Genomic DNA, 15,325 nt, shown 5'->3' on the forward strand with positions numbered 1-15,325 from the left:
CGTGATGTCAAGGGAGCAACGACGGCATGGCAGACCGCAGTCCTTCGCACAGTGAACTGATCGCCGCGGGGCGTGAACGCGCCCGTGCCGTGTACCACTCTCGCCGGGTACGCAAAGGCGTGCTGATCTTCGGCGTGCTGCTGCTGATCTTCGGCCTGCTCGGCTTCCTTGCCGCACCGCCGTTGATCAGGAGCCAGCTGCAAAGTCGCCTCGCTGCCATGCTCGATCGCCCGGTCGGCGTGGGCGAGGTGCACCTCAACCCGTTCACGCTGAAGCTGACACTAGACCGGCTGCACATCGGCGAGCGCGATGGCAAGTCGCCGTTCGTCGATGTCGACCAGGTCGTCGTCAATGCCTCGTGGACGTCGCTGTTCCGGATGGCACCGGTGCTGGATGAGTTGCGTCTGCAGCACCCGCAGATTCACATCACACGCACGGCACCGCAGCAGTTCAACTTCTCCGACCTGATCGAGCGCTTCGCCGGCAAACCGGCACAACCGAATGCGCCGCCGGCACGCTTCGCACTATCCAACATCAGCGTGCACAACGGTGATATCGCGTTCGACGACAAGGTGCTGAACACCAGTCATCGCATCGACCAGCTCGAACTTGGCATCCCGTTCATCGCCAACCTGCCGCGCGACACCGATGTGTTCGTGCAGCCCCTGCTGGCCATGCAGGTAGATGGCAGCCCGCTGCGGATCGGTGGTGAAACCAAGCCGTTTGCCGACAGCCATGAGTCGGCGATCGATTTCCATATCGATCACCTGGACCTGCCGCGCTACCTGAGCTATGTACCGACGCCCTTGCCGGTGGTGATCCCCAGCGGCCAGCTGTCCGGCCAGCTCAAGCTGGATTTCATCGACAGGAAGGCCACCCAGCAGATGAAGCTGACCGGCAACCTGCAGCTGGACAACTTCGTGCTCAACAACCACGACGGCTCGCCGATCGTCGCGCTGGGCCACGTCAGCGCCACCCTGGCGGATGTCGAACCGCTGGTGTCCAGGTATTACTTCGACGCCATCGCGCTCGACAAGACCACCCTGCATTACACGGGTCTGGCCGGCGGCCACAGCAACCTGGATGCGTTGACCGGTGCCGGCCAGGCGCCGGCCAAGCCGGCCTCACCCGCCACCGATGCGCGTATCGCCACGCTGACCATCCAGGACAGCCAGATCGACTACGCCGACCTGAGCGGCCCCGCTCCGGCGCGTCTGTCGCTGGACAATCTGCACGGCACGATCCGCGGCTTCGCGACCCTCGGCACAGCGCCGGCGAAAATCGACCTGGATGCAGGGCTGGCCGGCGGCACCCTGCATATCGATGGCGCCCTGGCCATGAGCGCCAGCCGTTTCACCGGCCAGGCGGCATTGAACGGCGTCGGGCTGCAGCCGCTCGTCGCGATGGCGCCACCGATGCTGAATGCGCAGGTGAGCCACGGCAGTCTGGATGCGAGCGGCCAGCTCGTGGCCGACTGGAGCAAGGCTTTCAATCTGCAGCTCGATGCAAGCAAGCTCGCGGTGAATGACTTTGTGTTGCAGCAGCACAGCCGCACGCCGGTGGCCTGGAAGGCCTTGAATGCCGATATCACGCATCTGGACCTGGCCAGCAGCCAGGCCAGCCTCGGCAACGTCAACCTGCAAGGGTTGAAGATCGACGCCCAGCGTTATCGCAACGGGCGCATCGATCTCACCGACCTGATGAAGTCATCGCCGCCTCATGCGGCGGGTAAAAAGGCGCCGGCGCCAGCATGGCACTGGAGCATCGCGCACCTCGGCATCGACGGCAGCAGCTTTGCCTATCGGGACGCGGCGGTTGCAGGCAAGGCCGGGCATATCACGGTCAATGCCGACAAGTTCAGCATCGTCGGCCTGTCCGACAACATGCATCAGCCACTGAAGCTGGACCTGGCCGGCGGCATCGACAAGGGCAAGTACCACGTCACCGGTTCCGTGCGACCGGAACCGCTGAATGCCGATGTGCATGTCACCGCGACCCGCCTGAACGTGATGCCGTTGCAATCCATGGTCAAGGTGCCGCTCAACGTACACGTCGACAGCGCGCTGTTGAGTCTCAACGGTCGTTTGCGGTACCGCGATCGCAAGCCGGAACCCCTGATGAGCTACCGGGGTCAGGTCACGCTCGGCCACGTGAATGTGCTGGACAACGTCACCAACGACGATTTCCTGCGCTGGAATTCGCTGGCTGCCACCGGCCTCGATGTGCGCACCGGCGAAGGCGCTCCGCAGGTATCGGTAGGTGGACTGGCGCTGGACAATTTCTATGCGCGCGTGATCGTCAACAGCAATGGCCGCCTGAACCTGCAGGATGTGGTGGCCAGTCCGCAGACCGCGCCGGTCTCGGTGACCCAGGCCAACAACGCGCCGGCCGTGCCCAAGGCAGCGGAATCTGCCGCCGCCAACCCGGCCACCGTCGGCGCGGCCGAGCCCGGCCCGCCTGCCGCCAGCAGCGCGGCACCGCCGGCGGTCATCCACATCGGCCAGATCATTCTGGCGCGCGGCAACCTCAACTACACCGACAACTTCATCAAGCCCAACTACACCGCCAACATCACCCAGCTCGCGGGCAAGATCGGCGCCTTCGGCACGGCCAGCGGCGGACCCCCCGCGGATCTTGCATTACAGGGCCAGCTTGATGACAGCGCGCCGATCAATATCGACGGCACCATCAATCCGCTGACGCCAGTCGCGTTCCTGGATGTGAAAGGAAAAGCCGACGGGGTCGAGCTGACGCATCTGACGCCTTATTCGAGCAAATACACCGGTTATCCGATCATCAAGGGCCGGCTCACCATGGACGTGCATTACGCACTCGACCAGGGCAAGTTGAATGCGGACAACCACATTTTCCTGAGCCAGCTGACCTTCGGCGATCGTGTCGAGGGCAAGGGCATCAGCCACCTGCCGGTGAAGCTGGCGGTGGCCCTGCTCAAGGATTCGCAAGGCAATATCGATGTCGATGTCCCGGTGACCGGCTCGCTGAGCGATCCGCAATTCAGCTTCGGCAAGCTGATCTGGCATGCCTTCGTCAATCTGATCGGAAAGGCGATCACCTCACCCTTCCGCCTGATTGCCTCGGCCATGGGCGGCAACCATCAGGATCTCGGCTATGTGGAATTCGCGCCGGGATCGAACGTACTCGATGCCAAAGCGCAGGAGCGACTCACCGAGATCGCCAAGATCCTCACCGAGAAGACGTCGCTCAAGCTGGACATCATCGGTCGGGTCGATCCCAAGTTCGACGAGAACGGCTTGCGCAAGGTCATGATGCAGGAGTCGATCATGCACGAGGTGGCCAAGGCTCAAGGCGGTGACGAGAACGATGTCTCGGCCCTGTCCAAACTGAGCCCGGACGATTACAACAAATACCTCAAAAAGGCCTACAAGCATGCCAAGTTTTCCAAGCCACGCGACCTGATCGGCCTGACCAAGTCACAGCCGCCAGACGTGATGGAAAAACTGCTGCAGACCAATATGCCGGTCGACCAGGATGCCTTGCGCCATTTGGCTGAACGCCGCGCCGACACGGTTCGTCAATGGCTGCACGGCAAGGTCGACGACAAGCGCGTCTTCGTGTCGGCGCCCAAGCTGGATGCCAAGGGCATCGACGACAAGGGCAAGACCACGCGCGCCGATTTCGGCTTGCATTGATCGCCGCATCGGCAGCAGTCGTGATGCGGTGACTGTCAATGGTTTTCCACCGCGGGCGAAAGGCTCACAATAGGCACTTTCCCCGCCTGCGGAATCCGCCATGAGCTACCCCGGTCAGTCACGCTACGCCAGCGAACTCGAGTCCATCCGCGAGCAGGGCCTGTTCAAGGCCGAGCGCATCATCACCTCGCCGCAGTCCGCCGAGATCGAGTTGGAAGGTGGTCGCAAGGTGCTGAACTTCTGCGCCAACAATTACCTCGGCCTGGCCGATCATCCCGAGGTGATCCAGGCAGCGAAGGACGCGTTGGACACGCACGGCTTCGGCATGGCCAGCGTGCGCTTCATCTGCGGCACGCAGGATTTGCACAAGCAGCTTGAAGCAAAGATCGCCGACTTCTTCGGCACCGAGGACACCATCCTCTACGCCGCCTGCTTCGATGCCAACGGCGGCCTGTTCGAGCCGTTGCTGGGCGAAGAGGACGCGGTGATTTCCGACGCGCTGAATCACGCCTCGATCATCGACGGCATCCGCCTGTGCAAGGCCAAGCGCTTCCGCTATGCCAACAGCGACATGGCCGACCTCGAGAAGCAGCTGCAGGCGGCTGATGCGGCCGGTGCACGGACCAAGCTGATCAGCACCGATGGCGCGTTCTCGATGGATGGCTTCATCGCGAAACTCGATCAGATCACCACGCTGGCGGCGAAGTACAACGCGCTGGTACATATCGACGAATGCCACTGCACCGGCTTCCTCGGCGACACCGGCCGCGGCTCGGCCGAGGTCAACGGCGTGATGGACAAGATCGACATCTTCACCGGCACGCTGGGCAAGGCACTCGGCGGCGCACTGGGCGGCTTCACCACCGGCCGCAAGGAAGTGGTCGAGATGCTGCGCCAGCGCTCACGTCCCTACCTGTTCTCCAACTCGCTGCCGCCGCACGTGGTCGCCGCCGCGATCAAGGTGTTCAACATGCTCGCCTCCGCTGGTGACCTGCGCGACCAGGTCAAGGAGAACACCCGCTATTTCCGTGAGCAGATGACTGCAGCCGGCTTCGACATCAAGCCAGGCGTGCATCCGATCGTGCCGGTGATGATCTATGACGCGAAGAAGGCGCAGGCGATGGCCACCGCCCTGCTCGACGAGGGCATCTACGTCACCGGCTTCTTCTACCCGGTGGTGCCGCAGGGTCAGGCACGCATCCGTACGCAGATGAGCGCGGCGCATACCCGCGCGCATCTGGATCACGCGATTGCCGCATTCACCAAGGTGGGCCGGCAACTTGGCGTAATCAGCGCCTGATCACGGCTGCGCTTCCGCAGGGCGTGCGATCGCCGTCCTGCAGAATCCGCACCAATCCGGGCAATCAGCGTTTGCTCTTGCGTGCATCAAGCGCCCTGACCTCGTCGGCACTCAATCGCCGCCACTGCCCTTTCGCCAGATCGCCCAGTTCCAACGTGCCGATCGCCACCCGGATCAGGCGCAGCACGTCAAAGCCCAGTGCCGCCAGCAAACGGCGGATATGCCGGTTGCGGCCTTCATCCAGCACCACTTCCAGCCAGGCATTTTTCTCGCCGACGCGCAGCAGGCTGGCCCGGCGGGCCTTCAGCAGATCGCCACTCTCATCGACACCAGCCTGCATCGCTTCCAGCACCGACGCATCCGGCTGACCAGCCACCTGCACGTGATAGGTCTTGTCCAGGTGCGTGACCGGATCGGTGATGCCGGCTGCCCATGTCGTATCGTTGCTGAGCAGCAGCAAGCCTTCGCTGGCCTTGTCCAGCCGACCGACCGGCCCCAGCCACGGCAATCCGGCGGCGGCCAGCGCGGTGTAGACGGTAGCGCGCCCCTGCTCATCGGCGGCACTGACAATCAGGCCACGTGGCTTGTTGAACATCACATGCACGAGTTCGGCGGATTTCAGCGGATTGCCATCCACGGCCACCTGCTGTCGATCCAGCTGCGTCGGATGATACGGATCGCGCACAACGCGACCGTCCAGGCTTACCCGACCGTCACGTATCCATTGTTCGGCCTGACTGCGCGAACATGCGCCCAGCTTGGACAGCACTCTCGCCAAGCCATGTCGTGGTGCATGGGTCGCTGATGCCGCGGTACCAGTGGAACGGAAAGATTGGCGAGACATCCAGCTAGCGTATAGGTCGGTGACACGGGGCGAAAGGATCTCGTGATTGCCGCCGATAGCCGACATGGAATGAGCCGGTGGCCGTAACCCATGTAGCGACCAAAAAAAACCCGGCCGAAGCCGGGTTTTTTCATACTGCGTGACTCAGGTTCGATTACTGCTGAACCTGCAGCTCCGTGCGACGGTTCTGTGCGCGGCCTGCATCGGTCGCGTTGTCGCCGATCGGATTGCTGGAGCCATGACCGATCGGCCCTTCCAGACGGCTTGCATCGATGCCGTGCGAGGTCAGGTAGTTGTACACGATCTGTGCGCGACGCTCGGACAGCTTCTGGTTGTAGGCATCGGTGCCCTTCGAGTCGGTGTAACCGGCAACCGTCACGTGTACCTGCGGGTAACGCTGCAAGGTGTCGACGGCCTGGTTCAGCACCGAGATCGAGTCGGCAGTCGGCACGGCCAGCGACTTGGAGATGTCCGTCTCGCCAGCCTTCGGACGGTCGAACTTGAAGTTCACGCCGCGCAGATCGATCACGACCTTCTGCGGGCAACCGTCGGGACCGACGATCGTGCCAGGAGCCGTATTCGGGCACTTGTCGTCGCAGTCATTCACGCCGTCATGGTCACTGTCCATGGTCGAGCAATCGGCCGGGGCCGGAGCCGGAGCCACGGCCGGGGCCGGGGCAGCAGCCGGAGCGCCGAAGCGCGAAATCACGCTGAAACCGAGGAACCAGTCACCGTAACCGCTCTTGTTCGGGTAGGTCTTGTTGTCCCAGTCGTAGCGATAGCCGGCTTCCAGACGGATGTCCGCGCTGTCCGAGACGGTCTTGGACACACCGCCACCCAGTTCGGCGGCAGGAGCCCAACCGTGGTCGAACATGTTCTGATGATGGCTGCCCATCAACCCGACCAAGCCATACGGACGCCAGGCATTCCAGTCACCCGCGTAAAACCGCGCGGTGGCACCGATATTGGTGTTGGACCACGAATTCCCGCTGTGACCGCCACCGGCGGCCGGGCCGTTGTCCATCTCACGCTTGGTGCGGTCGACGAACGCGTCAATCGACATGTTCGGATTGATGAAACGCCCGAAACCCAGCCCGTAATAGATCTGACGGCTGTTGGTATCGCGCTTGTGGTCGTTGTAGTAGGCGCCCACGGTCGGGGCGATATACCAGCGCCCGTCATAGGACGAGGTTGCCGCGCTGCTGGACGCGTCGGCGGGGGCGGCAGTGGTGTCCTGCGCATGAACGGCACCTACGCCGCCCAGGGCCAGCGCAATCAGAAAGTACAAGCCCTTACGTTTCATCAGGTGTCTCCTCAATTATTAGGTTTTCGCGTCCGTTCGACCCCAAACCGGAAGTCGCGCGTCAGAACTTTTACTCAAGTCTCTTCGAGCTTCTGCAGCCCCTGCTTGGCGTTCCTGCGGCCAGCGGCGGGCAGTGTAGCAAAAACGTTAAGCAGGTGGCTATTTAACATCTTGACAACCTGCGTTCAGTGAAACAGCGTTCAGGAAAGGATCAAGCCGGGCAGAGGCCAATACCCAGTCATCGAAGGGCCACAAGCGCCACCCCGCAACGACTCCACCCGATGCCCGACCGGTTCGATCTTCCACTTGCGTCGTCTCTACAGTGTGAAGAGCCCCAGAAACTGCTGCAAAGGCATCGCGTCCAGCGTGGCCGGATCGCTGGTCGCCGCCATGATCGCCCTGACCCGATGCGCCGGAAGATGCCCGCGCATGGCCGCCTCGAATTTTTGCAGCAGGACGGGTATGCCTTCGGCGCGCCGCTTGCGGTGACCGATCGGATAATCGATCGACACCTTTTCCGTGCTGCTGCCGTCCTTGAAAAACACCTGCACCGAGTTGCCGATGTAGCGCTTGGCCGGATCGAAGTAATCGCGGGTGAACTGCGGGTTCTCGACCACCGTCATCTTGTCGCGCAACGCGTCGATGCGCTGGTCGGCGGCGACCTCGTCGTTGTAGTCGCTGGCCACCAGCCGGCCGAAGATCAGCGGCACGGCCACCATGTACTGGATGCAATGGTCGCGGTCGGCATAGTTCGCCAGCGGCCCGGTCTTGTCGATGATGCGGCAACCTGCTTCCTGGGTCTCGATCACGATCTTCTCGACCTGGTCGAGCTTGCCTGCCACCTCGCCATGCAACTTCATCGCGCACTCGACCGCGGTCTGCGCATGGAATTCGGCCGGGAAGCTGATCTTGAACAGCACGTTCTCCATCACGTAGCTGCCGAACGGACGCTCGAACTCGAACGGCTTGCCACCGAAGGCAACGTCGTAGAAGCCCCAGGTCTTCGCGCTCAGAGCGGACGGATAGCCGACCACCCCCCGATAGACCGCATTGATCGCATGAGTCACCGCTCGGCGACAGGCATCACCGGCTGCCCAGCTCTTGCGCGGGCCGGTGTTCGGCGCGTGGCGGTAAGTACGCAGCGCACCGTTGTCGATCCAGCTGTGCGACACGGCGGTGGTGATCTGCTCCTTGTCGCCACCGAGCATCGCGGTCGCCACGGCCGTCGAGGCCAGGCGCACCAGAATCACGTGATCCTGGCCGACCCGATTGAAGCTATTCAGCAAGGCGTAGCAACCCTGGATCTCGTGCGCCTTGATCGCATAGCCCAGCACGTCGCGCACGGTCAGTGGCTGGCCACCTTCGCGTTCGGCCTTGCGGCTGAGGTAATCGCCGACCGCCAAAATGCTGCCGAGGTTATCCGACGGATGCCCCCACTCGGCGGCCAGCCAGGTGTCGTTGAAATCCAGCCAGCGGATCTGCGTACCGATCGCGAACGCCGCCTGCGCCGGGTCCAGCTCATGGCTGGTACCCGGTACGCGCGCGCCGCCCGGCAACGTGGCGCCAGGCACCAGCGGACCGAGGTGCTTCACGCACTCTGGAAACTTCATCGCCAGCATCGCCGTACCCAGCGAATCGAGCAGCATGTAGCGCGCGGTGTCGTACGCCTCCTTCGAATCGATCTTGTAGTCGGCCACGTAGTTGGCGATGTCTACCAGCGGCTGGTCGGGATCGGGGCGGACGGCGGAACGGATGTCATGCGCACTCATGAGGGATCTCGCGGCAGGGGAAACCGTCATTTTAGCTGACTGGCGCGCGTCAAGTGTCTTGACCCCAGGGCAGATGCCCCGCAACAATCGCCGCATACCCCAAAAGGGAGTAGTTCCCGCGGCAGGCCCGAGTCTGCCCCGGTGCCGTGATCGTCAGCACGGGCGACGCCTCGCCCCGGTCACGACGGCAGCCTTGCTGCGAGCGAGACTTTTGCGGTGGCCACGGGCCGCGCGCGTCCGTGATCACTGCATTGTCTGACGCGCAAGGTGGCCCGCATGGATTTCCTCAACTCCGACGTTCTTTCCGGCCTGCTGGCCATCATCCTGCTTGACCTGGTGCTGGCCGGCGACAACGCCATTGTCATTGCGCTGGCGGCGAGCCGCCTGCCCAGGGAGTTGCAGACCAGAGCCGTGTTCTGGGGCACCTTCGGCGCCATTGCGGTGCGTTTCCTGCTTACCGCCATCGTGGTGTATCTGTTCAAACTGCCCGGATTGCTGCTGGCGGGCGGCCTGCTGTTGCTGCCGATCGCCTGGAATCTGCTGCGCCATCGAGCCAATGACGATCCGAAGATCCACGCCGCCCATACCTTCTGGCAGGCCTTGCGCACGATCATCCTGGCCGATGCCCTGATGGGGCTGGACAATGTACTGGCCATTGCCGGCGCCTCGAAAGGCCACCTGGGCCTGGTGATCACCGGCTTGCTGATCACGGTGCCGCTGGTGGTCTGGGGATCCACCCTGATTCTGAAGTTGATCGAACGGTTTCCGATCATCGTCTACATCGGCGCCGCGGCCATTGCCTGGACATCCGCGCGAATGATCTCCAGCGACCGTCTGGTCGACCCGTGGTTCGACAGCCACGGGTGGGCAGTCTGGACGCTGGATGCGGTGCTGGTGATCGGGATCTGCGGGCTGGCCTGGTGGGCGGAACATCGCGCTCGTACGGCATCGGAGTGAGACTAGCGGCCCGCGTCGGCATCACCGAAGCCAATCTCTCGCAACTCAAGCAGGGGTGCGTGAAAGGCGTGCGCTTCCAGACGCTCGAAGCGATCTGCGCGGTGTTGGACTGCCAGCCCGGCGACCTGCTGGAATACCGGCCCGATGGCACCCTTCCCACAAGGTGATCGTTGCCTCTTCTCCGTTCCACCAGAGACCGCGGCCGGTTCACCGGCACGCGCTCCAGCGCCGACTTGTACCTGTGCATGATACTTCTCTGGACTTCCGGCAAGGACGGCCTTGACCGCCTGACGGCGTTTTCCGCGCGCATGCGCAAGGACACCGGAGTCATGGCCGCAATTCAGGCCGAAAGGCCCTGAAGCAGCCCTCACGCATACCGAAGAGAGGGCACTACGACTCCCTCTTCGTTCTCGCAAGGCGCTCAGCGCTTGTCGATCGGCACGTAGGCGAGGTCTTCCGGGCCCGTGTAGTTCGCACTCGGGCGGATGATCTTGCCGTCCTCGCGCTGCTCGATCACGTGCGCGCTCCAGCCGGAGGTGCGTGCGATCACGAACAGCGGCGTGAACATCGCGGTGGGCACGCCCATCATGTGATACGTGCTGGCGGAGAACCAGTCGAGGTTGGGAAACATCTTCTTCACCTCGCCCATCACTTTCTCGATTCGTTCGGATACCTCGAACAGCGTCGGGTTGCCGCCGTCAGTACACAGCTTGCGCGAGATCTCCTTGATGATCTCGTTGCGTGGATCGGACACGGTGTAGACCGGGTGGCCGAAGCCGATGATGATTTCCTTGCGCTCGACGCGGGCACGGATATCAGCCTCGGCGTCGTTCGCGCTGCGGTAGCGCGAGATGATCTCCATCGCCACTTCGTTCGCGCCGCCGTGCTTCGGCCCGCGCAGCGCGCCGATCGCGCCGGTGAGCGCCGAATACATGTCCGAACCGGTACCGGCGATGACGCGGGCGGCAAAGGTGGAAGCATTGAATTCGTGCTCGGCGTACAGCACCAGCGACTTGTCCAGCGCCTGCGCATGCAGTTCGCTCGGCTTCCTGCCGTGCAGCAGGTGCAGGAAGTGCGCGGCGATCGAGTCGTCGTCGGTCTCTGTCTCGATGCGCTTGCCGTTGTGGCTGAAGTGGTACCAGTACAGCAGCATGGAACCGAAGCTGGCCATCAGGCGGTCGGCGATCTCGCGCGCACCGGTGACGTTGTGGTCGTCCTTCTCCGGCAGCACGGTGCCAAGCACCGAGCAGCCGGTGCGCAGCACGTCCATCGGGTGGGTGGCGGCGGGCAGCAGTTCCAGCGCGGCCTTGACCGGCGCCGGCAGACCACGCAGGCGCTTCAGACGCGAGCGGTAATTGTTGAGCTCGGTCCAGGTCGGCAGCACGCCGTGCACCAGCAAATAGGCAACTTCCTCGAAGCAACCCCTGGCGGCCAGGTCGTGGATGTCGTAGCCGCGGTAATGCAGGTCGTTGCCGCTGCGGCCGACCGTGCACAGCGCGGTGTTGCCCGCCGCCACGCCGGACAGGGCGACGGATTTCTTGGGCTTGGGTAGGGTTTGCGCGGTTTCGCTCATGGCTGGAAGCCTCTCATCGGTGAAATTCTGTTCGCGCGGCCGCACCCTGACAGTCACGGGATGCAGTGATGGTCCATCAATTGTTGAAAACCTGGTTTTGCGGCAACCGTGGACACTGGGCAACGGGCTTGACCAGTGGCGCTGATCCCTTGTCGCCGATCGGATGGCGGTCGCTGTAAGTCCAACACTCATCCAGAGTCGAGCAGAAACAGATATCCATCGTGACGCGGTCTCGCGCCGCGGCACGAAAACTCTGCCATCGATCATTCTCGGGAAACCGGATGGCCCGCAACTGCTCGCCGGGACTCAACACGCCCGGATTGAGCGTGGATTCAATGTTGTGGCGCGGCGGCAATCCCAGCGCAGCGAGCACGTGAGCCCAGTCGATCTGCGGCTTGTCGTCGACTCTCATCTGCACGCTGCGCACGATCGCCGGACCGACGCCCTTGTTGTACACGATCAAGGATTGATCCAGATCGTTGTTGCCCACAATCAGGTACGGCCACACCTGCGCACGCACCTGTTGACGCTGGATATAGGCCGTGTAGCCGGACACGCCCAACGCCAGCAGGCCGATCAGCGCCGCCATGATCGCGGCGACGCCGTCCCAGTGGTTCGCTGACCGCACAGTATCAGGCGAGCGATGCCCGGTTTCGTCCATCGATTCAGCTTCCGGATTTTTCATCGGCGAACAGCGCGTCGAGCTTGTCCTCGTAGGCGTGGTAGCCGAGGAAATCGTACAGCTCCTCGCGAGTCTGCAAGGTATCGACGATGTTCTTCTGGGTGCCTTCGCGGCGCACTGCCTCGTAGAAGTTCAGCGCGGCCTTGTTCATCGCGCGATAGGCACCGCAGCAGTACAGCGCGATGTCCACGCCGGCCTCGCGCAATTCGTCGGTGGTGAAGAACGGGGTGGAACCGAACTCGGTGAGGTTGGCCAGGATCGGCACCTTCACCGCGGCCTTGAACTTGCGGTAATCCGCCAGCGTCTTCATCGCCTCGGGGAAGATCATGTCGGCACCGGCCTCGACGTAGGCGCAGGCGCGCTCGATCGCCGCGTCGATGCCTTCCACGGCGGCCGCGTCGGTGCGCGCCATGATCACGAAGCCGGCGCCGGTACGCGCATCCACCGCCGCTTTCACGCGGTCGACCATCTCCTCCTTCGACACCACTTCCTTGCCCGGGCGGTGCCCGCAGCGCTTCTGGCCGACCTGATCCTCCATGTGCACGGCGGCCACGCCGATGCGTTCGAAGTTGCGGATGGTGCGTGCGATGTTGAAGGCGCCACCCCAGCCGGTGTCGATGTCGACCAGCAGCGGCAATTGCGTGGCCTCGACGATGCGGCGCGCATCGGTAAGCACGTCCTCCATCGTGCTGATGCCCAGGTCCGGCACGCCCAGCGAGTTGGCGGCCACGCCGCCGCCGGACAGGTACAGCGCCTTGTAGCCGACGCGTTTGGCCATCATGCCGGCATAGGCAGTGATCGCGCCCATGATCTGCAACGGCTGCTCGGCGGCAAGCTCCGCGCGGAAACGTGCGCCCGGGGATGCTGGCTGTGTCATGTCGCCTCCGTCAAAGCGTCTATTTTAGCCTAGGTCGGCCCGCTGCCGGGATTGGACCTTTCGGCACCTGTGCCGCGGCCGCAAAAGCGCATCCCGACGGGCTCCATGGCAACCCGAAAACACTTGCGTGACGAATCCGCCGCAGCCCCGTACATTCAACCCCCATGAGTACATCGACTCCTCTCGCAAAACGCATCCTCTGGGGCCTGGTGATCGGCGTGGTCGCGGCCGTGGCCACGCTTGGCATCGGCCAGTGGCATCCGCCCACGCTGGCGCTGATGCAGAAGATCTCCGCCGCGGTATTCGACCCGTTCGGGCAGATCTTCCTGCGCATGCTGTTCTTCGTGGTGATCCCGCTGGTGTTCACCTCGCTGGCCTCCGGCGTAGCCCAGCTCGGCCGGCTCGACCGTCTCGGTCCGCTGGCCGGGCGCACGTTCGCGCTGTTTTTCGCCAACATGCTGATCGCCGTGGCGATTGGCCTGGTGATGATGAATACGGTACAGCCGGGCCATCATCTGGACCAGCAGGCGCGCACCCAGCTGATGCAGGAATACGGCAGCAGCGCGCAGCAGTCGATCGACCGGAAGGCGGCCCAGCCCAGCATGAGTTTCCACACGCTGGTGGAGATGTTCATGCCGCGCAATCTGCTCGGCGCCGTGGCCGGCCCCAGCCGTGACGCGCTGGGCGACGTGCTGCCGCTGATCCTGTTCGCGATCCTGGTCGGCGCGGCCGCCACCCAGTTGCGCGAGAAAGAGCGCAAGCGGGTGCAGATGGCGCTGGACACGATCACCGACCTGATGACGAAGATCGTCGGCTTTGCGCTGCAACTGGCGCCGTACGCGGTGCCGGCGATGATCTACAGCGTGATCGTCAAGGTCGGCGTGGACGTGCTGCTGGCGCTGTCGGTGTTCGTGGTCGGCTGCAGTGTGGCACTGGCGCTGCACCTGTTCGGCACCATGTCGTTGTGGTTGCGCTTCCTCGCCGGCCGCTCGCCGCTGCCCTATTTCCGGCAGATCCGGCCGCTGCTGATCACCGCGTTCTCGACCAGCTCCAGCAATGCCTGCCTGCCCGCCTCGCTGGCGGTGGCGCACGATGAACTCAAACTCGCGCCCAGCACCGCCGGCTTCGTGCTGCCACTGGGCGCGACCATGAACATGAGCGGCACCGCCCTGTTCGAGGGTTGCGTGGTGCTGTTCGTGGCGCAGGCGTTCGGCGTGGAACTTACCCTGAGCCACCAGGCCATCCTGATGCTGCTGTCGGTGCTCAGTGCGGTTGCCGTGGCCGGCATCCCGGGTGGCTCGCTGCCGATGATCGCCGGCCTGCTGGCGACTTTCGGCATCCCGCCGGAAGGCATCGGCATCGTCATCGGCGTCGATCGCATCCTCGACATGATGCGCACCACGGTGAACGTGGGCAGCGACATCATCACCGCCACGGTGGTCGATCACCAGTTGCGCGGCCGCCTCGCGGCCGCGCCGTAACCTCGCGCATCGCGACACCGGCCGATGGGGCTTGAAGCCGCCCCGTCCGACCTTGCATGTGGGTCGCCAGGCGATAGTCAAAACAAATCGAACCTATGTCAACAATCAATTAGATTAATGGTCTAGGAAACCGTAACATCTGTTTTATCCTTTCAACCAACCACGGGAAGCAAGCAAAGATGTCCCTGATCAATACCGAAGTGAAACCGTTCAAGGCCCAGGCTCTCAAGGTCGGCCAGTTCATCGAAGTCACCGACGCCGACCTGAAGGGCAAGTGGTCCGTCGTGTTCTTCTACCCGGCCGACTTCACCTTCGTCTGCCCGACCGAGCTCGAGGACCTGGCTGACAACTATGCCGAATTCCAGAAGCTGGGCGTCGAGATCTACTCAGTCTCCACCGATACCCATTTCGCCCACAAGGCGTGGCACGACACTTCGGACGCGGTAAAGAAGATCAACTACACCATGGTCGGCGATCCGACCGGCACGATCAGCCGCAACTTCGAGGTAATGATCGAGGAAGCGGGCCTGGCCGATCGCGGCACCTTCGTGATCGATCCGGCGGGCAAGATCCAGATCGTCGAGATTACTGCCGGCGGCATCGGCCGTGACGCCAAGGAGCTGCTGCGCAAGGTCAAGGCTGCTCAGTACGTCGCCTCCCATCCGGGTGAAGTCTGCCCGGCCAAGTGGAAGGAAGGCGAGAAGACCCTGGCGCCGTCGCTGGACCTGGTCGGCAAGATCTAAGCAGTACCGCGCGCCATGCGCCACGGACCCGGAGTTCTTCCGGGTCCGCACTACCGAAACACAGCGCCATGTCGACGCCCGGGTCCGCCCGGGTGCTCGCCACGCGCACCCTGAAGAAACCCATC

At 63.4% G+C, this 15,325-nt stretch carries 12 protein-coding genes; 6 read left to right on the forward strand and 6 right to left on the reverse strand.

Going from position 1 to position 15,325, the window contains the following annotated elements; genetic code table 11:
• Nucleotides 1-26: 26 nt before the first annotated feature.
• Both B0E47_RS14180 and kbl read left to right on the forward strand, forming a co-directional pair.
• Nucleotides 27-3,671, forward strand: a complete 3,645-nt coding sequence (locus tag B0E47_RS14180; RefSeq protein WP_077514926.1) for a DUF748 domain-containing protein — start codon at nucleotides 27-29, stop codon at nucleotides 3,669-3,671.
• A gap of 100 nt (nucleotides 3,672-3,771) precedes the next feature.
• Nucleotides 3,772-4,971, forward strand: a complete 1,200-nt coding sequence (kbl, locus tag B0E47_RS14185; protein ID WP_077514927.1) for a glycine C-acetyltransferase — start codon at nucleotides 3,772-3,774, stop codon at nucleotides 4,969-4,971.
• 64 nt (nucleotides 4,972-5,035) lie between these two features.
• Here the strand turns inward: kbl and B0E47_RS14190 are convergent, their stop codons facing one another.
• The 3 genes from B0E47_RS14190 to B0E47_RS14200 form a co-directional block, all read right to left on the reverse strand.
• The gene (locus tag B0E47_RS14190; protein WP_077514928.1) at nucleotides 5,036-5,815 is read right to left on the reverse strand and encodes a pseudouridine synthase; all 780 of its coding nucleotides are present in this window, start codon (nucleotides 5,813-5,815) and stop codon (nucleotides 5,036-5,038) included.
• A gap of 154 nt (nucleotides 5,816-5,969) precedes the next feature.
• Nucleotides 5,970-7,118 (reverse strand): OmpA family protein, encoded by a 1,149-nt coding sequence (locus B0E47_RS14195; protein ID WP_077514929.1) that lies wholly within the window; start codon nucleotides 7,116-7,118, stop codon nucleotides 5,970-5,972.
• Between the two features lie 317 nt (nucleotides 7,119-7,435).
• On the reverse strand, nucleotides 7,436-8,887 hold the full coding sequence (locus B0E47_RS14200; RefSeq protein ID WP_077514930.1) for a bifunctional 2-methylcitrate dehydratase/aconitate hydratase: 1,452 nt from the start codon (nucleotides 8,885-8,887) through the stop codon (nucleotides 7,436-7,438).
• A 276-nt stretch (nucleotides 8,888-9,163) separates the two neighbouring features.
• Here B0E47_RS14200 and B0E47_RS14205 point away from each other — a divergent pair, with 276 nt between their 5' ends.
• Together B0E47_RS14205 and B0E47_RS14210 are read left to right on the forward strand one after the other, a co-directional pair.
• Nucleotides 9,164-9,844, forward strand: a complete 681-nt coding sequence (locus tag B0E47_RS14205; protein WP_077514931.1) for a TerC family protein — start codon at nucleotides 9,164-9,166, stop codon at nucleotides 9,842-9,844.
• Nucleotides 9,805-10,011: a helix-turn-helix transcriptional regulator gene (locus B0E47_RS14210; RefSeq protein ID WP_254422979.1), complete on the forward strand. Its 207-nt coding sequence runs from the start codon at nucleotides 9,805-9,807 to the stop codon at nucleotides 10,009-10,011. The genes B0E47_RS14205 and B0E47_RS14210 overlap by 40 nt, the downstream gene beginning before the upstream one ends.
• 254 nt (nucleotides 10,012-10,265) lie before the next feature.
• Here B0E47_RS14210 and prpC read toward each other — a convergent pair whose 3' ends face one another.
• The 3 genes from prpC to prpB all read right to left on the reverse strand — a co-directional run bounded on the left by prpC (nucleotide 10,266) and on the right by prpB (nucleotide 12,976).
• Complete coding sequence (gene prpC / locus B0E47_RS14220) at nucleotides 10,266-11,417, reverse strand: 2-methylcitrate synthase (protein ID WP_077514933.1); 1,152 nt, start codon at nucleotides 11,415-11,417, stop codon at nucleotides 10,266-10,268.
• Nucleotides 11,418-11,493: 76 nt separating this feature from the next.
• Entirely contained in the window at nucleotides 11,494-12,078 is a 585-nt protein-coding gene (locus tag B0E47_RS14225; RefSeq protein WP_077514934.1) for a hypothetical protein, read from the reverse strand.
• A gap of 4 nt (nucleotides 12,079-12,082) precedes the next feature.
• Nucleotides 12,083-12,976, reverse strand: coding sequence for a methylisocitrate lyase (gene prpB, locus B0E47_RS14230; RefSeq protein ID WP_077514935.1), 894 nt, complete (start codon nucleotides 12,974-12,976; stop codon nucleotides 12,083-12,085).
• 164 nt (nucleotides 12,977-13,140) lie between these two features.
• Here prpB and B0E47_RS14235 point away from each other — a divergent pair, with 164 nt between their 5' ends.
• Nucleotides 13,141-14,457, forward strand: a complete 1,317-nt coding sequence (locus tag B0E47_RS14235; RefSeq protein WP_077514936.1) for a dicarboxylate/amino acid:cation symporter — start codon at nucleotides 13,141-13,143, stop codon at nucleotides 14,455-14,457.
• A gap of 179 nt (nucleotides 14,458-14,636) precedes the next feature.
• A complete protein-coding gene (ahpC, locus tag B0E47_RS14240) occupies nucleotides 14,637-15,200 on the forward strand; it encodes an alkyl hydroperoxide reductase subunit C (protein WP_077514937.1) in 564 nt (187 codons plus the stop codon).
• Nucleotides 15,201-15,325 lie beyond the last annotated feature (125 nt).

This window comes from Rhodanobacter sp. B05, from assembly GCF_002001085.1.
In the GTDB taxonomy this organism is placed as follows: domain Bacteria; phylum Pseudomonadota; class Gammaproteobacteria; order Xanthomonadales; family Rhodanobacteraceae; genus Rhodanobacter.